At 71.3% G+C, this 20,834-nt stretch carries 13 protein-coding genes, 1 pseudogene and 1 riboswitch; of the genes and pseudogenes, 8 read left to right on the top strand and 6 right to left on the bottom strand.

The genetic code is table 11. The annotated features are described in order from the left end of the window. Nucleotides 1-275: 275 nt before the first annotated feature. The gene (gene guaA, locus OG272_RS30590; RefSeq protein WP_326578472.1) at nucleotides 276-1,856 is read left to right on the top strand and encodes a glutamine-hydrolyzing GMP synthase; all 1,581 of its coding nucleotides are present in this window, start codon (nucleotides 276-278) and stop codon (nucleotides 1,854-1,856) included. A 43-nt stretch (nucleotides 1,857-1,899) separates the two neighbouring features. On the opposite strand, the gene OG272_RS30595 is transcribed toward guaA, so the two are convergent. Beyond that, complete coding sequence (locus OG272_RS30595; protein ID WP_327728133.1) at nucleotides 1,900-2,436, bottom strand: pyridoxamine 5'-phosphate oxidase family protein; 537 nt, start codon at nucleotides 2,434-2,436, stop codon at nucleotides 1,900-1,902. Nucleotides 2,437-2,647: 211 nt separating this feature from the next. Between OG272_RS30595 and OG272_RS30600 the strand changes: the two genes are divergently transcribed. Further along, entirely contained in the window at nucleotides 2,648-3,442 is a 795-nt protein-coding gene (locus tag OG272_RS30600; protein WP_326578468.1) for a class II aldolase/adducin family protein, read from the top strand. A 172-nt stretch (nucleotides 3,443-3,614) separates the two neighbouring features. Here OG272_RS30600 and OG272_RS30605 read toward each other — a convergent pair. Further along, nucleotides 3,615-4,018 (bottom strand): annotated as a pseudogene (locus tag OG272_RS30605) (SHOCT domain-containing protein). Between the two features lie 398 nt (nucleotides 4,019-4,416). On the opposite strand from OG272_RS30605, the gene OG272_RS30610 reads away from it, so the two are divergent. Both OG272_RS30610 and OG272_RS30615 read left to right on the top strand, forming a co-directional pair. Continuing rightward, nucleotides 4,417-5,670: a hypothetical protein gene (locus OG272_RS30610; protein ID WP_326578466.1), complete on the top strand. Its 1,254-nt coding sequence runs from the start codon at nucleotides 4,417-4,419 to the stop codon at nucleotides 5,668-5,670. Between the two features lie 278 nt (nucleotides 5,671-5,948). Further along, a complete protein-coding gene (locus tag OG272_RS30615) occupies nucleotides 5,949-6,491 on the top strand; it encodes a DoxX family protein (RefSeq protein ID WP_326578464.1) in 543 nt (180 codons plus the stop codon). A 996-nt stretch (nucleotides 6,492-7,487) separates the two neighbouring features. Here the strand turns inward: OG272_RS30615 and OG272_RS30620 are convergent. After that, nucleotides 7,488-9,086, bottom strand: coding sequence for a PspC domain-containing protein (locus tag OG272_RS30620; RefSeq protein ID WP_405895292.1), 1,599 nt, complete (start codon nucleotides 9,084-9,086; stop codon nucleotides 7,488-7,490). A gap of 168 nt (nucleotides 9,087-9,254) precedes the next feature. Between OG272_RS30620 and OG272_RS30625 the strand changes: the two genes are divergently transcribed. Then, nucleotides 9,255-10,544, top strand: coding sequence for a PspC domain-containing protein (locus OG272_RS30625; RefSeq protein ID WP_327728131.1), 1,290 nt, complete (start codon nucleotides 9,255-9,257; stop codon nucleotides 10,542-10,544). Continuing rightward, on the top strand, nucleotides 10,541-11,356 hold the full coding sequence (locus OG272_RS30630; RefSeq protein ID WP_327728130.1) for a response regulator transcription factor: 816 nt from the start codon (nucleotides 10,541-10,543) through the stop codon (nucleotides 11,354-11,356). Before OG272_RS30625 ends, OG272_RS30630 begins: the two co-directional genes overlap by 4 nt. Nucleotides 11,357-11,781: 425 nt before the next feature. On the opposite strand, the gene OG272_RS30635 is transcribed toward OG272_RS30630, so the two are convergent. Continuing rightward, nucleotides 11,782-12,858 (bottom strand): NlpC/P60 family protein, encoded by a 1,077-nt coding sequence (locus OG272_RS30635; RefSeq protein ID WP_327728129.1) that lies wholly within the window; start codon nucleotides 12,856-12,858, stop codon nucleotides 11,782-11,784. Nucleotides 12,859-13,362: 504 nt separating this feature from the next. On the opposite strand from OG272_RS30635, the gene OG272_RS30640 reads away from it, so the two are divergent. After that, entirely contained in the window at nucleotides 13,363-13,716 is a 354-nt protein-coding gene (locus OG272_RS30640) for a hypothetical protein (RefSeq protein ID WP_326578453.1), read from the top strand. 1,237 nt (nucleotides 13,717-14,953) lie between these two features. Here the strand turns inward: OG272_RS30640 and OG272_RS30645 are convergent. Continuing rightward, nucleotides 14,954-16,135 carry an NlpC/P60 family protein gene (locus tag OG272_RS30645; RefSeq protein WP_405895293.1) on the bottom strand — a complete coding sequence of 394 codons (1,182 nt, stop codon included), beginning with the start codon at nucleotides 16,133-16,135 and terminating at the stop codon, nucleotides 14,954-14,956. An 8-nt stretch (nucleotides 16,136-16,143) separates the two neighbouring features. Next, nucleotides 16,144-16,317, bottom strand: a riboswitch (cyclic di-AMP (ydaO/yuaA leader). A gap of 240 nt (nucleotides 16,318-16,557) precedes the next feature. Between OG272_RS30645 and pcrA the strand changes: the two genes are divergently transcribed. Then, complete coding sequence (pcrA, locus tag OG272_RS30650) at nucleotides 16,558-19,080, top strand: DNA helicase PcrA (protein ID WP_405895294.1); 2,523 nt, start codon at nucleotides 16,558-16,560, stop codon at nucleotides 19,078-19,080. 95 nt (nucleotides 19,081-19,175) lie between these two features. Here pcrA and OG272_RS30655 read toward each other — a convergent pair whose 3' ends face one another. Then, nucleotides 19,176-20,756, bottom strand: coding sequence for a M23 family metallopeptidase (locus tag OG272_RS30655; protein ID WP_405895295.1), 1,581 nt, complete (start codon nucleotides 20,754-20,756; stop codon nucleotides 19,176-19,178). Nucleotides 20,757-20,834 lie beyond the last annotated feature (78 nt).

Here is a 20,834-nt window from a genome sequence, read left to right on the forward strand (position 1 = left end):
TTGTCGGCCCGGGGCGCCTGGGGAAGTCGCTTGTCAGTGGCTCAAGCAGCACGACCATGGCAGCCGGTGGGCCGGTTGCCATAGGTAAAGACGAAGGTCGGGTGCGTGAGCATGGGGGTCAGTATGCCATGCCTGAGCGGGGGCGCCTTTTCGTGCCGTTCCCTCCAACCGACATCGGGGGTCTGGGGGCGGAGCCTCCAGTGGCCCACTCCGCGAGAGCGCACCCCGGTAGACTCGGCCACACAGACCCCCGCCCCACCGCCGGAAGGCACCCCGTGTCATCAGCGAACCCCGCTGCCGCCGCTCCCGACACCGTCCTGGTCGTCGACTTCGGCGCCCAGTACGCCCAGCTCATCGCCCGACGGGTCCGCGAGGCCCGGGTGTACAGCGAGATCGTGCCGAGCACCATGCCGGTCGCCGAGATGCTCGCCAAGAACCCGGCGGCGATCATCCTCTCCGGCGGCCCCTCCTCGGTCTACGCCGAGGGCGCCCCCCGTCTCGACCGCGCGCTCTTCGAGGCCGGCGTCCCCGTCTTCGGCATGTGCTACGGCTTCCAGCTGATGGCCACCACCCTCGGCGGCACCGTCGACAACACGGGTGCGCGCGAGTACGGCCGTACGCCCCTGCATGTCTCCAAGCCCGGCAGCACCCTCTTCGAGGGCACCCCCGACGAGCAGTCGGTCTGGATGTCCCACGGCGACGCCTGCTCCGCCGCCCCCGAGGGCTTCACCGTCACGGGCTCCACCGACGTCGTACCGGTCGCCGCCTTCGAGAACGACGAGAAGAAGCTGTACGGCGTCCAGTACCACCCGGAGGTCATGCACTCCACGCACGGCCAGCAGGTCCTGGAGCACTTCCTCTACCGGGGCGCGGGCATCACCCCGAGCTGGACCACGGGCAACGTCATCGAGGAGCAGGTCGAGGCCATCCGCGAGCTGGTCGGCGACAAGCGCGCGATCTGCGGCCTCTCCGGCGGCGTGGACTCCGCGGTCGCCGCGGCCCTCGTGCAGAAGGCCATCGGCTCCCAGCTGACCTGCGTGTACGTCGACCACGGTCTGATGCGCAAGAACGAGACCGAGCAGGTCGAGAAGGACTTCGTCGCCGCGACCGGCGTCCAGCTGAAGGTCGTGGACGCGGAGGAGCGGTTCCTGAAGGCGCTGGCCGGGGTCTCCGACCCCGAGCAGAAGCGGAAGATCATCGGCCGCGAGTTCATCCGCGTGTTCGAGCAGGCCCAGGCGGAGATCATCGCCGACGAGGGCCCCGAGGTCGCGTTCCTCGTCCAGGGCACCCTCTACCCGGACGTCGTCGAGTCCGGCGGCGGCACCGGCACGGCCAACATCAAGTCCCACCACAACGTGGGCGGCCTGCCGGAAGACCTCGAATTCAAGCTGATCGAGCCGCTCCGCAAGCTCTTCAAGGACGAGGTCCGGATGGTCGGCCAGGAGCTCGGGCTCCCGGAGGAGATCGTCCAGCGCCAGCCCTTCCCGGGCCCCGGGCTCGGCATCCGGATCGTCGGTGAGGTCACCAAGGACCGCCTCGACCTGCTCCGCGACGCCGACGCCATCGCCCGTGAGGAGCTGACGGCCGCCGGTCTCGACCGGGACATCTGGCAGTGCCCGGTGGTCCTCCTCGCCGACGTCCGCAGCGTCGGCGTCCAGGGCGACGGCCGCACCTACGGCCACCCCATCGTCCTGCGCCCCGTCTCCTCCGAGGACGCCATGACCGCCGACTGGTCCCGGCTGCCGTACGAGGTCCTCGCGAAGATCTCGACCCGCATCACCAACGAGGTCGCGGACGTCAACCGCGTGGTCCTCGATGTGACGTCGAAGCCGCCGGGCACCATCGAGTGGGAGTAGACCCCGCTTGGTCTCAGGTCCGCTGGAGTCGCAGGCTTGAGTCTCAGGTCCGTTTGAGAGCCCGCACCGGCTCTCCGGGCTTCCAGACCTGGACGACCAGATACTTGTCGTCCTCGACGTAGGTCCGTACGACCTCCGTCAGCTCGGTGCGGAAGAGGTGGAACGGCTCCGGCGGTTCCACCTCTTCGCTCTTCCCGCCGCTCTTCCCGCCGCTCTCGTCTCCGCTCTCCTCGCCCTCGGCGCCGTACGCGGCCTTCACCGCCGGGTCGTCGACCTCGACCGCCCGGCCGCTCACGCGTACGTCACCACCGCCCATCCCCGTGCCGGGGCCGGGGTTGGCCTGCAGCGAGAAACGGGGATCGCGGCGCAGATCGAGCGCCTTGAACGAGTCGGGCATCATCCCCAGCCACAGCTCCCCCTTCGCGAACCGGACCTCCAGCCCGGTCGTCCGCGGGGACCCGTCCCTGCGGAGGGTGGCGAGCACGTGATGGGTGAAGGCGCCGAAGCGCGCCTCGACAGTCTGTGCGAGCTCGGGTTCGGCGGCGACGAACGCGCCCCAGTTCGAAAGATTCTCCGGCATACGTCGAGTCTCGCGCGGATACCCGACAAGCACGGTCCGGTTACCCCGAGCGACGTACGACGAACGACCCGACCCGCGTGGGCGGTGCGCGACCTGGCGTGCTTCTGTGACTTGCGTAACGGTTGCGCACTCTCTTCACCGAACGGACCTGTTCTGCGTGGGGGACCGACGGTAACTTCCGCTTCGTAAAGGAAGTCAGTCTGGAGGACACATGCACGGGCCCACACCGCCCCTGCCCCTACCCACCGACCAGCTCCGGTTCGCCATGCCGCCGATGCACGAGTCGGCGGAGGACGAGCGGCGGCACCGCAAGGAACGGCTGGCCGGGGCCCTGCGGATCTTCGGGCGAATGGGGTTCGAGGAGGGCGTCTCGGGGCACATCACCGCGCGCGACCCGGAGTTCAGCGACTGTTTCTGGGTCAACCCGTTCGGGATGCCGTTCCAGCACGTCACGGTGAGTGACCTGGTCCTCGCCAACCAGGACGGCCAGGTGATCGAGGGCCGCTACCACGTGAACCAGGCCGCCTTCACCGTCCACGCCCAGGTGCACGCCGCCCGCCCCGACGTCGTCGCGGTCGCCCACTGCCACTCCGTGCACGGCCGCGCGCTGGCCGCGCTCGGCGACCTGCTGGACCCGATCACCCAGGAGTCCTGCGCGTTCTACGAGGACCAGGCGCTCTACGACCACTACACGGGTGTCGCGGTGGACGCGGACGAGGGCCGCCGCATCGCCGGCGTGCTCGGCAGCCGCAAGGCGCTGGTGCTGCGCAACCACGGCCTCCTGACGGTCGGCGACTCGGTCGACGCTGCGGCGTGGTGGTTCCTGTCGATGGAACGCTCGGCTCAGGTGCAGCTCACCGCGAAGGCGGCGGGGCGGCCGCTGTTGATCGAACACCGGCTGGCCGTGGCGACGCGGGAGCAGGCGGGCGGCGATCTGGTGGCGTGGATCAACTATCAGCCGCTGTGGCAGGACATCAGCCGGAGTGAGCCGGATCTGCTGAGCTGAGCGCTTCTCCTCGGAGTCTCCTTCTTGGAGTCTCCTTCTTGGCGTCGCTCATTCGACGTGTGTTCGACGTGTGTTCGACGTGTGTTCGGTGTGTGTTCCGGCGTTGGCCGGCCGCGAGTTCGTCGTGGCTGGTCGCGCGGTTCCCGCGCCCCTTCGGGGGCGCTGATGTCACTCAGAAGTCGCGAAGCACCGCTGCCTTCGTCGCTGCGAACTCCTCGTCCGTGAGGACGCCGTCGCGGTGCAGGTCGCCCAGCTCGCGGAGACGGCGCAGGAGGATGTCATGGTGGTCGGCGGCCGACGGCGGGGCGGTGGAGGGCACGGTCCCGGCCGTCCGGGACCGGTCCGCATGGCCGGTCGCCCGAGTCGACGGATGGGGAAGCCGCGCCGTGACCGCCGTGGCGACGAGGGCGGTCAGGAGGTCGCGGCGGGTGCTGCCCCACAGGTCTCCTCCAGGGGCACCGCGATCTCCCCGTACGTCTGCCGGAACAGCGCCACGGAACGGTGCAGGCCCGGGGTGATCCGGACCGTGTTGCCGTCGAAGGCCCAGGACCCGTCCCGCTGGATGATCTCGGCCATGGGGAGATTCTCGCAGCCGGGTCAACACGGGCACCGGGACTTCACCCCACGCTTCCCTTGCACGGAGTGGACCTGCCGGACGCGGACCGTGTTCCGTACGGCACAATTCGCTGTCATCGCAGGGCAGTTGTACGGCCGCACGGCTGTGGTAGTGAGCGGACGTACATACGACCCCCGGCGACTTGCGAGGGCGTCCACGGCGGTGCCGATCACGGCGCTGCCGAAGGCGCTGAAGTAGCCGTCGACGACAGCACCTGACGACGACGGCTATGACAACAGCAATGACAACAGCAATGACGAAGCAATGACGACAGCAATGACTACGGCGGCGAATGCCGAGGCGGACGCGGCGCGGGAAGGCGGGCTCGGGCGTGGCGGTGCAGGAGGCGAGAGGCGGCATGGGTGCGGGAGCCCATGACGGTGGGTGCATGTGCGGGGGCTGCCCGCACGGGGCGCGCGCGGGACACCGGCGTGCGGTCGCCGAGTTCCTGCTGAAGCGGGAGGAGTTCGCGTCCGGGCAGGGGCTGCCGGCGGCTGTCGCGCACTCCGCGTCCGCCTCCCGGCAGTGGGTCTCCGACGAACTCACCCAGTCCGCGGCCCTCGTCGCCGAACGCGGCCGCGTCGAGGGCGAGGCCTGGATCGCCCGTCTGTGGCTGCGCACGGCGATCGTCGTCTGGGCCGCCGTCGTGACCCTCCTCCTCGTCCAGTCCCTCACCGCGATCGGCGCGGGCTGGACGGTCGCCCGTACCGCCGGTCTGCTCGCCGCCCTGCTGGTGGCCGCTGCGCTGACGGGCGCCGGATATCTGCACCGGGCACGCGGCGGCGCGCTCGCCCCGGTCATCGGCGAGGACAACCGCCTCTCCACCTCCCGTGCCGTCGCGGCCGGCTGGGTGCTCTTCGTCGTCTTCGCGGTCCTCGTCCTCGTCGGCCGCCTGGCCGCCGCCTCCGACCACCGCGAACGCGACGCCCTCATCGCCGGGCTCGACCTCGCCCGCGGCGCGGGCGTCGTGACCGTCCTGGCCGTCGTCTGCGGCATCGCGGTCCTGGTCCGCCGTGTGGTCGGCCTCCGCGTCCTCTCCCAACGTCTCCAGAAGGTCCCCGCCCACCGCCCGCGCGCCGCCGACCTCCTCACCGACGACTCGGGCCGAGGCAGCTTCACGGACATCCAGTACGTGATCATCTGCGGCGTCGCCCTGGCCTTCGCGGCGGTCCGCCTGGCCCGCCGCCCCGACCAACTCCCCGACCTCCCCTGGGGCCTGGCCCTCCTCGTCCTGGTCTCCGCGGCCACCTACGTCGCCGGCAAGTACGCCGAGGGCGGCCGCCCCGTCATCCTCTCCGTCGTCCGCGCCCGCGAGGCCGGCGACCTCGACGCCCCCATCCGCAACGGCGACGACATCGAGATCCGCGGCGCCGGCTTCGTCCCGCCCGGCGCCCAGACCGCCGACCGCCTCTCCCGCATGGTCGTCCGCATCGGTCCCGTCCACGTCCACGTCCCCCTCGTCCCCGTCGCCGGCGGCTTCAGCAACCCCACCGACTCCGTCCTCACCGCCCCCGTCCCCGCCGACGTCGAACCCGGCAAGGTCGAGGTCCAGGTCGTCACCGCGGCCGGCGTCGAAACCAACCGCTACACCATCGAGGTCTCAGCGGACTGAGCGACCACCGGCCGGCCGGAGCCCCGGCCGGAGCCCCGGCCGGAGCCCCGGCCGGAGCCCCTGCCGGGGCCTTTGGGACGGGCGGGATGCGACGGGGCGGGTAGGGGCTGCGGGGCGGGAAAGGGGCGGAGCGGGAGGGGCACCCGAGGCCACGGTCAGACCCCGACAAGGCACCCCGACCCGGAAAAACACGCCCGAACCATTGAGCGCCCCCACCCTTGCGAACGTATCGTCTGTTGAGGGGTCAACGGCACGGCGGACAAGAGGCGGCGCAGACCATGACTCACGACACTCGCACGGACTCCCCCACCCCCTACTTCAACGGCGGCCCCGAATGGCGGGACACCGCCACCCGCTACGCCCTGCTGCCCCTACGCGTCTTCCTCGCCGTCACCTTCATCTACGCCGGCCTGGACAAACTCACCGACAGCGCGTTCATGGCGTCCTCCGGCTCCGGCTCCATCGGCGACATGATGAGCGCCGCCCGCGACTCCTCCGCCATCCCGGCCCTGATCGACATGGCCCTGAACAACCCCGTCGGCTTCGGCTACGCCATCGCCATCGGTGAACTCGCCGTCGGCATCGGCACCCTCCTCGGCCTCCTCTCCCGCCTCGCTGCCCTCGGCGGCGCCCTGATCTCCCTCAGCCTCTGGCTGACAGTCAGCTGGTCGGCATCCCCGTACTACTACGGCAACGACCTCCCCTACCTCATGGCCTGGATCCCCCTGATCCTCGCCGGCGCCCCGGTCCTCTCGGTGGACGCGGCCATCCGCTCCCGCCGCCACGGCGTCAGCAGGCATCGCGCGGGCGCCTACCGCTGAGCCCCCAGAGCACCCCGACCGCGGCCTTTGGCCTCCGGCCCGGCCGGCTGGGGTGATCTGTCAGGACGCCGCGAGTACGGGTGTCGGTCGGAGCCCGCCGCCGAGCGGACGGTCCTGCCGCGCAGGCTGAGGCGAGTCTTGGTGACCGCCCCTTGGTGACCGCCCCTTGGTGTCCCTGGGCGACAGGCACGGCTGGAGGCGGTGGCGCAGCGCTGACCCCCATGTGCGCATGGCCCGGGCGGCCCCGGGGCGCAGCCCGGACGTACGCTCCGGGGCGCAGCCCAGACGCACGTCCCGAGGTCGGCTCAGCCGCGGGATACCTGGTCGGTACTGCCTGAGCCCAACGCACTGCCGGACCGAACCGGGCGCCGACCCGTCGCCCGACCTATGACCCGGCCCCTTCCTGAGACACCGCCCTGCTCGCCCTGCCCTGCCTGCCAACACCCGCCCGGTCCTCCGGCGTTGCGCGCCGCGCCTCTTCGGCAGCCGGCGCCCCGCGCCCCACCTTTCCGACCGCTCCCCGCCCACCCCTCTTGCCCGGCTGCTCCCGCTCATCCCGCTTCCCGACCGCTCCCGCTCATCCCCTTGCCCGACCGCTCCCGCTCATCCCCTTGCCCGGCCGCTCCCGCTCACCCCGCTGCCCCTCTCGGTCTCTCTGTTTCCTCTGCATGGGCCGACCCTGCCGACCCTGCCGACCCTGCCGACCCTGCCGTGCCTGCCGTGCCTGCCGTGCCTGTCGGCCCCGCGGCCCTGGTCGCCCCCGCCCCGGTCGCCCCCGGCGGTCCCATCGGCCCCGCTGTCCCCGTCCGCCCGGCCACCCGTCGCCCTCCTATCGCATGGTTCAGAGAAGCCACCGCTCCTGCCAGACACAGCCCCCCGACGACGAGCGGTATCACGACGAACCAAGGTGTCTGCCAGGCATTTCCCGCATCGCCGAGGTACACGACACCGGCGGCGGTGAGGAAGAGGCCGGCGACGAGCTTCCCGGGCCGGAAGTCATGACGCAGCACGGGCCACCTCCGCCTGTCCCAGACCGACTTCGAGGTCGATGGTGAGCGTGCCGCCGCTGGTCGATCCCTTTGCGGGGGCGAGCGTCAGCTGATCGCTCCTGTCCGGTGCCATGTCCAGGTCCTCCTTGCCGTCACCCGGCAACTGGAGGTCACCGAGGCCCACTTCTACGTCGAGCCGCACGGTGACGCCCGGTGGAACGACCACCCTCGCCTTGCCCGCGCCCACCTCCACGCTCGTGGTCAGCGTCTCTCCCTTCGGTATGTCCACCTTGGACAGGTCCAGCGTGGCGACGCCGGTCCCCAGCTCGTACCGGGCCGCCACGCTCTCCGCGTTCCGCGGTGTCCACTCCGTGCGGGCCCAGTCGGTGGTGATGTTCGCCGGGAGCGCCGCCGTGCACGCCAGGAGTCCCGCCGTGACCACGGCCAGGAAGATCGATCCCGCTCCCGTACGACCGAGGAAGGCGCTCAGGGCTATGCCCAGGCCGAACACGGTCAGCGCGCAGGCGAGTCCGGTCTGCAGGCTGGCTGCCAGAGGGCGGTCCTCCCAGGTCGCGCCGGTGCCGATGCCGCCGACGAGCAGCGCGAGCAGGAAGATCCAGCCGCCTGTCCAGCGCGGGCCGCGCGGCTTCGGTGGGCGCACGGAACGTATGTCCTGGCGGGAGGGCGGCACACCCCGGGCGATGTTGACGGCCGCCGCCATGTCCCGGTCGCGGCTCTCCCACGGCCCCCAGAGATAGCCCGTGCCGCCCACATGGGTGCCGTCCTTGACTATCGGGTCGCGCCACCAGGACGGGTAGGCGGAGGCCACGGGCGGCGCCTGGGCCTCCGGCGGGGCGTCGGCCACGGCCTGCGCGGCCAGGGGATCGGGGTCGGGCGCGCCGCGGTGCCGCGACCAGTACCCCGCGCCGGCCAGGAGCAGGGAGACGACCACGGAGAAGGTCAGGACGGTGGTGTTGCTCAGTAAGGTGAGGAAGACGCCGCAGCCGACCAGCGCGAAGAGCACCGCCGCGAGGGCCTGGCCGTCGACCCGGCCGGTCAGCAGCTTGCGTACCTCGTTCTCCTCCTCGTCGTCGTACGGCACGAACAGCCAGGCGAAGCCGTAGAAGATGAGGCCGAAGCCGCCGGTCGCGGAGAGGACCGCGAGCACCACCCGGAAGATCACCGGGTCCATGTCGCACTGCCGCCCGAGCCCGGCGCAGACACCGCCCAGCATTTTGAACCGTCGGTCACGGCGGAACCTGTGCGGGGCGGCGGGGCCCCGGCCGGCCGGATCGTCGGGGGTGGGTTGCCCCGTCGCGCCGGGGGTGGGCGGGGCTGCCGCGTCGGAGGCGGGGCGGCCCGCAGCTCCTGGCGGGTCGGTGCCCGCCGCTTGTTCCGCGGGCGCACCCGCGCGCGTGTGCGTCCGCGCCCCCGCCCGCTTCCCCGCGTCCCGGTGCGGGTGCGTGCCCGCGTCCCCGTGCGCGCGCGGCTCCTCCGTCCCCGTGCCCGGTGGGGGCACGGCGTCCTGCGGCCCGGTGGTGGGCCGCAGGGCGTCCGGACCCGAGCCGGGGCCCGGCTCCGCTGCCGCGTGCTGGTGATCCGTCATGCGTCCATCGTGACCGCCGAGGCGGTCCGATGGCAGTCGGGATGACCCTGGTCGAACCCTGATATCCGTCCCGGGGATGTGTTCGATCACGGTGCGGCCCGAAGATCAGGGGCGTCTCGGGGGTCGACCCTGATGCCTCGATCGGCCGTGCGTGTGAACATCGATGGCATGCCGGAAGCCGCAGCACTGCCAGTCGACACTCCGCGGCCCCCGCGCAAGCTCTACCGCAGCAGCGACGGACGCTGGCTCGGAGGCGTGGCGCGCGGGCTCGCCGGACATCTCGGCCTGCCCGTGACGTGGGTGCGGCTCGTGTTCGCCGGCCTCTTCCTGGCGGACGGCCTCGGCGCGCTGGTCTACGCGGCGTTCTGGTTCTTCGTCCCGCTCGGCGTGGGCGGCGTCGACAACCAGCGGCCCCCGGCCATCGCCACCGAGACCTCCCCGGACGGCCGCCGCAGGCTCGTGGCCCGCAAGCCTGACCGCGGCCAGATGGTCGCCCTCCTCCTCATGGTCGTCGTGGCCATGGTCTTCGTCGGCAACGTGGACCTCGGTGAGGCGGCCAGGGCGTATCTCTGGCCGACCGTGCTCGTCGCGGCCGGCGTCGCCCTGGTCTGGCGCCAGGCGGACAACGCGCGACGGGCCCGTTGGGCCGAGGTCGGCCGTCGTCGGCGCACGATCACGCTGCTCCGCTCCGTGGCCGGCGTCCTGCTGGTCACCGCGGGCGTCTCCGGGATATTCGTCCTGCAGGGTTCGGCAGCCCACCTCGGCTCGGTGCTGCAGGCCGCACTCGCGGTCCTCGTGGGCATAACGCTGCTGGCGGGACCGTACCTCGTCCGTATGACCCAGGACCTTTCCGAGGAGCGCCTGATGCGCATCCGCGCGCAGGAGCGTGCGGAGGTCGCCGCCCATGTCCACGACTCGGTGCTGCACACGCTGACGCTGATACAGCGCAACGCGGACAAACCGAACGAGGTCCGCCGTCTCGCCCGCGCCCAGGAGCGTGACCTGCGGAACTGGCTGTACAAACCCGAGGGCACAGGAAAGGACGAGGGCGACGAGCCCGACACGCTCGCCGAGGCCGTGCGGCGGAACGCGGCGGAGGTCGAGGACAAGCACGGCGTCCCCATAGAGGTGGTCGTCGTCGGTGACTGCCCCCTCGACGAGGGACTGACCGCGCAGATGCAGGCCGCGCGCGAGGCGATGGTGAACGCCGCCAAGTACGGTGGCGAGGGCGGCGCCGTACAGGTCTTCGCCGAGGTCGAGGGAAGGACGGTCTTCGTGTCCGTCCGCGATCGCGGCCCCGGGTTCGACCTCGACGCGATACCCGCCGACCGCATGGGCGTCAGAGAATCGATCATCGGCCGCATGGAGCGCAACGGAGGCACGGCACGGCTCCGCGCCGTACCGGACGGCGGCACGGAGGTCGAGTTGGAGATGGAGAGGGCGGAGACGACGTCATGAGTGACGCGAACGGGGCGAACGACCATGCCGCACAAGGCGGTTCGGGCACTGGCCCGGGCGGGGACCAGGGAGGTCCGGCCGCGCGGGACACGGGCGCGGGCTCGGCCGAGGGCGTGACCGCCGCCTCCGGTGCCGGTGTCTCCGGGCCCGGGCGGCACGTCCGGGTCGTGCTGGTGGACGATCACCGCATGTTCCGTACGGGAGTGCGGGCCGAGATCGGGCAGACGGACCGTACGGGCGTGGAGGTCGTCGGGGAGGCGCCCGACGTCGACCAGGCGGTCTCGGTGATCACGAGTACGCGGCCCGAGGTGGTGCTCCTCGATGTGCATCTGCCGGGCGGCGGTGGCGTCGAAGTCCTGCGCCGCTGTTCGGCGCTGATGGGGGACGCCGAGCAGCCCGTCCGTTTTCTCGCCCTGTCCGTGTCGGACGCGGCGGAGGATGTGATCGGCGTGATCCGGGGCGGCGCGCGCGGCTATGTCACCAAGACGATCACCGGCTCCGACCTGGTCGACTCGATCTTCCGGGTCCAGGAAGGCGACGCGGTCTTCTCCCCGCGGCTGGCCGGATTCGTCCTCGACGCCTTCGCCTCTACCGACGCCCCACCCGTCGACGAGGACCTCGACCGGCTCACCCAGCGCGAGCGCGAGGTGCTGCGCCTCATCGCCCGCGGCTATGCGTACAAGGAGATTGCCAAGCAGCTCTACATCTCGGTGAAGACGGTGGAGTCCCATGTCTCCGCCGTGTTGCGGAAGTTGCAGCTCTCCAACCGGCATGAGCTGACGAGGTGGGCGACGGCACGACGCTTGGTGTGAGGGGCGGGCCACCGCTGCTTCCGGTGTGCCGGCGGTGCGGCCGTCCGGCAGCCGCTGACGCGTGCCGAGGGATGGCTGGAGCTCGACGGGCGGGCAGGCCGGCCAGACACGACAAGGGGACCAATCTCGACTGGCCCGAGCTACCCAGTGCCATGCGAGTCGGCCCGAGCCACCCTGTCCGAGGGAGCCGCCTCGCGCCGCCCGGCTCAAGGCGCCCGGCCCGCGCAGCCCGACCAGGTCCACGCTGCCCGGACCGCCCGGACCGCCCGGACCGCCCGGACCGCCCGGACCGCCCGGACCGCCCGGACCGCCCGGACCGCCCGGACCGCCCGGACCGCCCGGACCGCCCGGACCGCCCGGACCGCCCGGACCGTTAGGCCCAACCCACGGCAGCCGGGCCCGCGTCGGTGGCCCGTGCCCCCGGCTCAAGCCACCCGCGTCGCCCCCACGTACGGCATCTCGTCGAGAGGGGCCACACGTACCGGGGCCGACGGGTTCGGGGCGTGGATCATCTGGCCGTTGCCGATGTAGATGCCGACGTGGCTGATGCCGGAGTAGTAGAAGACGAGGTCGCCGGGGCGGAGTTCGGAGCGGTCGACGCGGCGGCCGGCGTTGATCTGTGAGTAGGTGGTGCGGGGGAGGGAGACGCCGGCGGCGCGGTAGGCCGCCAGGGTGAGGCCGGAGCAGTCGAAGGCGCTGGGGCCGGTGGCGCCCCAGACATAAGGGCTGCCGATCTTGGAGTAGGCGTAGGAGACGGCCGCGGCGGCGCGGGAGTTGGGTGCGTCGGCGGTGGCGGAGGCGGGGGAGACCGGGCCGGTGAGGCCGCGCTGGGACGCGGAGGAGCGGGAGGCGTGCCCCGCGGTGCCGCCCGGGGTGTCGAACCGCGCGCGGTCCTCGGTGGTGAGCCGGCCGAGCAGCTGTCGTGCGTCGGCCAGCTTCGAGGTCACGGTTTTCTTGTGCCGCTTCAGCTGTGTCTGGCGGGTCTTGAGTGTGCCGAGTTCGACGCGGGCGGCTCCGCGCAGCCGTTCGATCTCCAGCAGTTGCTTCCGTACGCTCGCCACGTCCGCCGAGTGCCGGCTGCCGACGCGTTCGGCGAGGGCGGCACCGTCCAGGTACTGATCCGGATCGGCGGAGAGCGCGAGCTGCCAGGAGGAGTCCATGCCGCCACCCCGGTACTGCGCCGCGGCCAGCGAACCGAGCTCGTCCTGGGCGGAGTTGAGTCGTTCGGTGCGGCGGGCGGCCTGGTCGCGCAGCTCTTCGAGGTTCTCCTGCGCCCTGTCGGCCTTCTCCTTCGCGCCGTTGTACTTCTCGGTGGCGACCTCAGCCTCTTGGTACAGCTTGTCCACTTTCGCCTTGACCTGGTCAGGCGTGAGCTGTGGATCGGCGTGCCCGGTGCCGTCGAAACCGGTCGCGGTCGCCGCGCCCGCGAGGGCGAACGTCGCGGCGGTGCGGACCGTATGGCCGCCGAGTGAGCGCTGTCTGGGCTTGCGGTGCGCTGCCACGTGGAGTCCATGTCCTCTCCGTACGACCGCCGTCCGCAGTACGAACATCGTCTGTCCGTACGGACCGCCTGGGGGGAGCGGTTACGCGTCCGGCGGCGGCCCGCACAGGGGGAGCGGGACGCCGCCGGACCTTCTCGGCGGTGGTGTCCGACTGCCGCCCCTGGCCCGGGCGGCGGTGGGGAGCCGGTCACCTGGGAGAGGACGCTAAACCTGACGGCGAGGGGCCGGTAACGCGTTGTGCGGAAGTGGCGTGCACCGACCGCGAGGTGACCGTATGTGACCGTGATCCCGCCCTGACGCCGTCGACTTCACGCTGCGCGATGACCGATGCGGTCATTTCAGAACGAAAGGGGGTGTGGCGGTGCTATAGAGCGCATATATGCAAGATCATCACGGTGTCGCCGGACGTTCCGGAGCACCACCTTCGGCGCTCCGCGGCAGCCTGCCATCCCCTCCCCCGCCCCGGTGCCCGACGGAACACGGGCCTCTCATTAGGCTCCGCGCATGGACGTACTCATCCACATCCTCGTCGCTCTCCACATCATCGGCATCGCCTCCCTCCTGGGCGGTTTCCTCACCCAGATGAAGGCCATGGGCCAGGGCACCGCCCGCTTCGTCCCCGCCATGCTCCACGGCGCCCTCACCATGCTCGTCACCGGCGTCCTCCTCGTCGGCCTCAACCAGGCCGACGACCAGCCCGTCAACAACATCAAGATCGGCGTCAAGCTGGCCCTGCTGATCGTGATCCTGGGCCTGGTCTACGTGAAACGGGACGAGGAGGCGGTGGAGAAGCCGCTGTTCGGTCTGGTGGGCGCGCTGACGACCGTGAATATTTTCATTGCGGTGCTGTGGACATGAGGATGCCGCCCCCGAGGTGACTCGGGGATGATGCGGGAATGGCACGGTCGGGGGAGAGGCGCCTGGTGTTCCGGGTGCTGGGACGGTTTGGGGGGCGCTCGCAGCGGCGGGAGGCCTGTCGCTGTCGGGCTGGCTCTGGCAGTACACGAACCTCATGGGTTCGCGGGACGTGGCCGACGATTTCTTCGGTGCGATCCCCGTCGTTCTGCCGGGCGGTCTCGGACTCGCCGTCGCGATCGTCGCATGGGCGAACTGGGGCCCCCGGGCAGGCCGTCCGCAGCCCCCGGAGGAGCCCGCCGCCGTTCTCGCCGCCTCGGTCCGCAGGGTCGTACGCACCCGCACCTCCCGTACGAGCCGGCTCGGCCGAGTCGTGCGGCTGCTGCCGCTGGACGCGCGGACGAGCCTGGCCGGCGTCCACTGGCGCAGCCCCGAGGAGGGGGAGCGGTGGGCGCCCGTGGCGCGGGCCGTCGCGGCCGATCGCGACGGCCCGCTGGCCCGGGCCCTGTCCTCGCCGTTGATCCTGGTGCTGGCACTGAGCGCGTACGAACGCCGTGATCCGGCCGAACTCCTCGACCGTAGACGCTTCCCCGGGGTGGACGAGGTCACCTGGCGCGTCCTGGAGAACGCCGATCCGACCGCGAACTTCGAGCTCTGGCGCGACGACGACCGCCGGGGCCGGCGGTCCGAGGACCGGCGGCACTGGCCGGAGGTCGTGACCCGCGTCCTGGGCAGCGCGGACGACGCACTGCTGCTGTGGTGGCGCATGGCGGCGACGCATGCGCCCCGGTGGCTGGTGCCGGGGGTGCGATTGCCGCTGATCGTTCTGACGGTGCCGGCCGTCCGTGCCGCCGGTCCCGACGGGCCGGCCTTCGGAGTCCTGGTCGGTTGTGCGCTGGCACAGCTGTTCACCGTCCTGTCCGAGGACGGGGCGCCCCGGCAGGTCGGCGGCTGGGCCGCCGAGCGGCGGGGGCGTCGGCGAAGGGTGCGATGGGCCCTGGGGGGTGCGGCGGGGGTCGCCGCCGCGTCCAAGGCGATCGCTCTGTCGCGCACCGGCCGTTCCCCTGGGGCCCCGGTGGCGGTTCTGGGGGACGCCGGCCTCGTGCCCGTGGACCGGCTCACCACCGCCCGCGCCAAGCTCGCCGCGGAACCCGACGCGGCGTGGGCCGCCGTGAACCGGTACCGGCGGGAGACACCGCACATGGTGGAGCCGCCGGAACGGACCTGGCCGTCCCGCCTGCTACGCCGGGCGCACCACGCTGTGGATCGACGACTCCCCGTCGTAGAAGACCGACTCCTCGCGGACGTACGTCCCCGGCTTCGGGGCGTGGATCATCATGCCGTTGCCGATGTAGAGGCCGACGTGGCCGATGTTGTCGTAGAAGAAGATCAGGTCGCCGGGCCTGGCGTTGGCGAGGGAGACGGTGGTGCCCGCGTTGACCTGGTCGTAGGTGGTGCGGGGGAGGTCGACGCCGGCGGCCTTCCAGGCGGCCTGGGTGAGGCCGGAGCAGTCGTAGGAGCCGGGGCCGGTGGCGCCCCAGACGTACGGCTTGCCGATCTGCGCGCGGGCGAAGGCGATGGCCTTGGTGGCCTTCGAGGCGTAGGTGGAGTCCTCGGCCGGGGCGGCGGTCTCGGTGGTGCCGGTGGGCGTCTCCGCGCCGGTGGAGGTCTCCTCCTGGGTCCCCTGGGTCCCCTGGGCCTCCTGGACCGACGCCTGCGCCGCCTGTTGCCGCGCGAGTTCCTCCGCCTTGCGGTCGGCCTCCTCCTGCTCGCGCTGTTCGATCGCGGCGAGCCGGGCCTTCTCCTGGGCGGTGAGGGTGGAGAGCAGTTCGCGGGCCTCGGCGAGCTTCGCCTGGACCTTGGCCTTGCTGGTCTTGAGGGCGTTCTGCGACTCGGTGAGCTGCTCGAGGCTGTCGCTCGCCTCCCGGCGCTGCTCCGCCGCCTCGGCCTGCTGCGTGACATACGCGTCGACGGCGCCCTTCTGGCGGTCCGTCAAGCGGTCCATCAGCTGGTTCTGGTCGAAGTAGTCCTGCGGGTTGTCCGCCAGGAGCAGCGAGGCCTGGTCGGGGGTGGCCGCACCCGTGCGGTACTGGGCCGCGGCGAACGAACCCAGTTCCTCTCGCGCGCCGTTCAGCTTCTCCGTGCGTTTGGCGACGTCGTCGAGGAGGGTGTCGACCTTCTTCTTCTGCTTGGTCGTCTTCTCCTTGGCCGCGTTGTAGTTCTCGGTCGCCGACCCGGCCTGGCGGTAGAGGTCGTCGACCTTCTTCTCGACTTCCTCCAGGCTCGGCCTGTCGTCGGTCGCCGGCGCGGCGGTGGCCGTCTGGGAGAGCAGGGCCACGGAGGTGAGGGCGGCCGTGGCGAGAGCGGGGGTGCGTATGCCCACGCGTGTGCCGGCAGGACGCGGCTTGCGGTGCGGCGCCATGGTTCGGCGTCTCCTTCCGTAGTCCGCCTACCGAGTTAGCTGTCGGGTTCGGGCGCAAGCTTCGGAAGGTTTGCCCTACGACCCTCGCCGCGTGCGGCGGGCGGGTCGATTCACCCCAGAGGTCGGTGGGTCCCCGGCTCCGGCTGCCACGGGAGGCGTACCGGACTCGGCGGAGGCTGTGCGGCCCGGCGACGTTCGCCGGTTGGGTCGTACGGCCTAAAGAAAAAGTTAGCCAACTCGTGTGGCCCGTGTGAAGGTTGATGTTCGAAATGTCCGATACGTTTTCGTGACCTTAGCCTCTTCGACGCGACAGGCGGTACGCTCGATCGCTCACCGTCGTGGGGTGATCGCGGTGAGTGGTGCGGGTGGACTTCCCGGGGCGGCCTCCCGCTGTCGGTGGCGGCGCCTAGACTCGGAGAGCGATGAGCAGCCTCTTTGACGACAGCTTCCTGGCGGACCTCCAGGCCCCCCGCGGCCACGCGGAGGAGCCCCCGCCACCGCCCGAGGACGATCACGTACCGGAGCCGCTTCCGGACGATCTGTTCGGCGGGAAGTTCGACGTGCCGCCGGACCGGGACGCGTACTACCGCGGCGGCGCCCCCCGCCCGGCCCTGGACGCGGCGGCGCTCCTGGACGGGCTGAACGAGAACCAGCGCGCGGCCGTGGTCCACGCGGGCTCGCCCCTGCTCATCGTGGCCGGCGCCGGCTCCGGCAAGACCCGGGTGCTCACCCACCGCATCGCGCACCTGCTCGGCGAGCGGCATGTCCACCCGGGCCAGATCCTCGCGATCACCTTCACCAACAAGGCCGCCGGCGAGATGAAGGAGCGCGTCGAGCAGCTCGTCGGACCGCGCGCCCACGCGATGTGGGTCATGACCTTCCACAGCGCGTGCGTACGGATCCTCCGGCGCGAGTCGAAGAAGCTCGGCTTCACGTCCTCCTTCTCGATCTACGACGCCGCCGACAGCAAGCGGCTGATGGCGCTCGTCTGCCGTGATCTGGACCTCGATCCCAAGCGCTTCCCGCCCAAGTCCTTCAGCGCCAAGATCTCGAACCTGAAGAACGAGCTGATCGACGAGGAGGACTTCGCCGCCCAGGCCACCGACGGCTTCGAGAAGACCCTCGCCCAGGCCTACGCGCTCTACCAGTCCCGCCTCCGCGAGGCGAACGCGCTCGACTTCGACGACCTGATCATGACGACGGTCAATCTGCTGCGCGCCTTCCCGGATGTCGCCGAGCACTACCGCCGCCGCTTCCGGCACGTCCTCGTCGACGAGTACCAGGACACCAACCACGCCCAGTACGCCCTGGTCAGAGAGCTGGTCGGCACCTCCGAGCACCCCGTCGACGTACCGCCCGCCGAGTGGGACGTACCCCCCGCCGAGCTCTGCGTCGTGGGTGACGCCGACCAGTCGATCTACGCCTTCCGCGGTGCGACCATCCGCAACATCCTCCAGTTCGAGGAGGACTACCCGGACGCGACGACGATCCTGCTGGAGCAGAACTACCGCTCCACCCAGACCATCCTGAGCGCGGCCAACGCGGTCATCGAGCGCAACGAGTCCCGCCGCCCCAAGAACCTGTGGACCAACGCGGGCGCGGGCGCGCAGATCACCGGCTATGTCGCCGACACCGAGCACGACGAGGCACAGTTCGTCGCCGACGAGATAGACCGACTGACGGACGCGGGCGACGCGAAGGCCGGAGACGTCGCCGTCTTCTACCGCACGAACGCCCAGTCCCGAGTCTTCGAAGAGGTGTTCATCCGCGTCGGCCTGCCCTACAAGGTCGTCGGCGGCGTCCGCTTCTACGAGCGCAAGGAGGTCCGGGACGTCCTCGCGTATCTGCGCGTCCTGGCCAACCCGGAGGACTCCGTCCCGCTGCGCCGCATCCTCAACGTGCCCAAGCGCGGCATCGGCGACCGCGCCGAGGCCATGATCGACGCCCTGTCGCAGCGCGAGAAGATCAGCTTCCCGCAGGCCCTGAAGCGCGTCGACGAGGCGTACGGCATGGCGGCCCGGTCGACGAACGCCGTCAAGCGGTTCAACACGCTGATGGAGGACCTGCGGACCGTCGTCGAGTCCGGCGCCGGACCGGCCACGATCCTGGAGGCGGTCCTCGAACGCACCGGCTATCTGGCCGAGTTGCAGGCCTCCACCGACCCGCAGGACGAGACCCGCATCGAGAACCTCCAGGAACTCGCCGCCGTCGCCCTGGAATTCGAGCAGGAATCCGGAGCGGCCGCGGAAGGCGAGAGTGAGGGCGAGGCCGCGGCGGCCGCGACGCCCGCCGGGCTCTCCGCCTTCCTGGAGCGGGTCGCCCTGGTCGCCGACTCCGACCAGATCCCGGACGAGGAGGAGGACGGCTCGGGCGTCATCACGCTCATGACCCTCCACACCGCCAAGGGCCTGGAGTTCCCGGTCGTCTTCCTGACCGGCATGGAGGACGGCGTCTTCCCGCACATGCGCGCCCTCGGCCAGACCAAGGAACTGGAGGAGGAGCGCCGCCTCGCGTACGTCGGCATCACCCGCGCGCGTGAACGGCTCTATCTCACCCGGTCCTCGCTCCGCAGCGCCTGGGGCCAGCCCTCCTACAACCCGCCGTCCCGCTTCCTGGAGGAGATCCCGGCCACCCACCTGGAGTGGAAGCGCACGGGTGCCTCCGCGCCGGTGTCCTCGGGCCCGGCCGCGGGCATCGCGTCGTCGCTGTCGTCCTCGCGTTCCCGGTCCTCCGCCTCGGGCGCGTCCGGCTTCGCGACCCGCCGCACCAACGAGAAGCCGGTGGTCTCCCTCGCCGTGGGCGACCGGGTCACCCACGACCAGTTCGGCCTCGGCACGGTCGTGGGCGTCGGGGGCACGGGCGTGAACGCGGAGGCCACGATCGACTTCGGCGACACCAAGCCGAAGCGGCTGCTGCTGCGGTACGCGCCGGTGGAGAAGCTGTAGCGAGCTGGCCTGTCGCCGACATGACGCGGGCCCCTGCTGAGGCAGGGGCCCGGTCTTCGTCTCCGTGTCCGTAACGGGGGCCGTTACGGCGTCCGTTACGTCGGGTCCAGCCCGTGGCTGCGCAGCCACGGCAGGGGGTCTATGGCGGAGCCGCCCGCGGGGTGGACCTCGAAGTGCAGGTGCGGGCCGGTCGAGTTGCCCGAGTTGCCCGAGTAGGCGATGGTGTCGCCGGCCTTGACGGTCGTACCGGAGGCGACCTTGTACGTGGAGAGGTGGCAGTACCAGGTCTCGGTGCCGTCCTTGGCGGTCACGATGACCATGTTGCCGTAGGCGCTGTTCCACTGGGTGCGCACGGTGCCGTCGGTCGCGGCCATCACCGGGGTGCCGTACGAGACCGGGAAGTCGATACCGGTGTGCAGGGACATCCAGTTGACGCCGGACTGCCCGTAGTACGCGCTGAGTCCGCGCTTGGCGACCGGCAGTGCGAACTTCGGCCGCAGTCGCTCCTTGCGGGCGGCCTCGGCCGCCGCCTTCTTCTGCTCCAGCTCCTGCTGCGCCTTGAGGTCGATGCGCTCCTGCGTCCGGCTCGCCCGGTCGGCGAAGTCGTCGGCCTCGGCGGACAGGCTCTCCAGCTGGGTGTCGAGCTGGTTGTTGGCGGTGGACGGCTTCACGGCGGTGACGTCGTCCGACTTGACCGACGCCGTTGTCTCCGTGTCGTCCGACGTGGCCCCGACCGAGGCCGCCGCGATCCCCGCGACACCCATGACGCAGGCCGACGGAACGGCCACGGTCAGCAGGGCGGAACGTTTGGCCGGAGCCTTTCGACGCGATCGCGAGGCCGCGCGGGTGGCCGCCCGGCCGGGGCCCGCGCTCCTGGCTGCCGTCGCGGTGACCTCTTCCTCGCCGTCGAGGAGCGCGGCGCGGTCCGCGCCGTCGATCTCGAACTCGCCGTCCGTGTCGAGGGGTTGGTCCTGGTCGTACGGGGCGATCTGTTCGAAGGTCGCGGTCGCCTGCTGGGCGAATTCCACGGCCTCGGCCGAGAGGTCCACCACCACGGTCTGCGGATGGTCGTGGGCGTCGTGCGATTCCGCGGCGGAGCCGGCGTGCTCGTCGCCGACGGGGGTGCCGTCACTGTTCCACTGCGTGGCGTCGAACGCGCCCGTGTCGAAGTGCTGGGTGCCGACCCACTGCTGGGTCTGGTCGGACTGTCCCGACTGGCCCGTCTCGTCGGACCGTTCGGCCTGCTGCCAGCCGCTCGCGTCCCACTGCCCGCTCGTCTCGGGGCCCGCCGACTGCGTCGGGACGTGGGAGAGGTGTTCGTAACCGGCCGACCAGGACGTCGTGTCGTAACTGCCCGTGTCGTACGCGGCCTGGTGCTGGGCGGCGTACGGGTCGTAGTTCAGCGTCTGGTGGCTGCCCGTCGACCACTGCGAGGCGTCGTAGGAGCCGGTGCCGGTGTCATGGCCCGGCAGATCGCCGAAGAGGGGGTCGGCCGCGAACGTGCCGGTCGCGTGGGTGCCGGTGCCGGAGTCGAAACCAGTGGCGGAGTAATCGCCGTACGTGGTGAAGTCGCCGTAGGTGGCTTCCTGATGGCCGTACGACGCGTAGTGCGCCGGGTCGGCTTCGGAAGCCGGAGCCGGGGGTGTTGCGGTCCCCGACGGGTGACGATCGTTCACCAACTTCTCTTTCGCCTCGACGACAGGGGCTGGCAGAGCAGTGCGGTGACTGTACCCGGCGGTATGCGGGCGCGACAA

Source organism: Streptomyces sp. NBC_00104 (assembly GCF_045160825.1).
Taxonomy (GTDB): domain Bacteria; phylum Actinomycetota; class Actinomycetes; order Streptomycetales; family Streptomycetaceae; genus Streptomyces.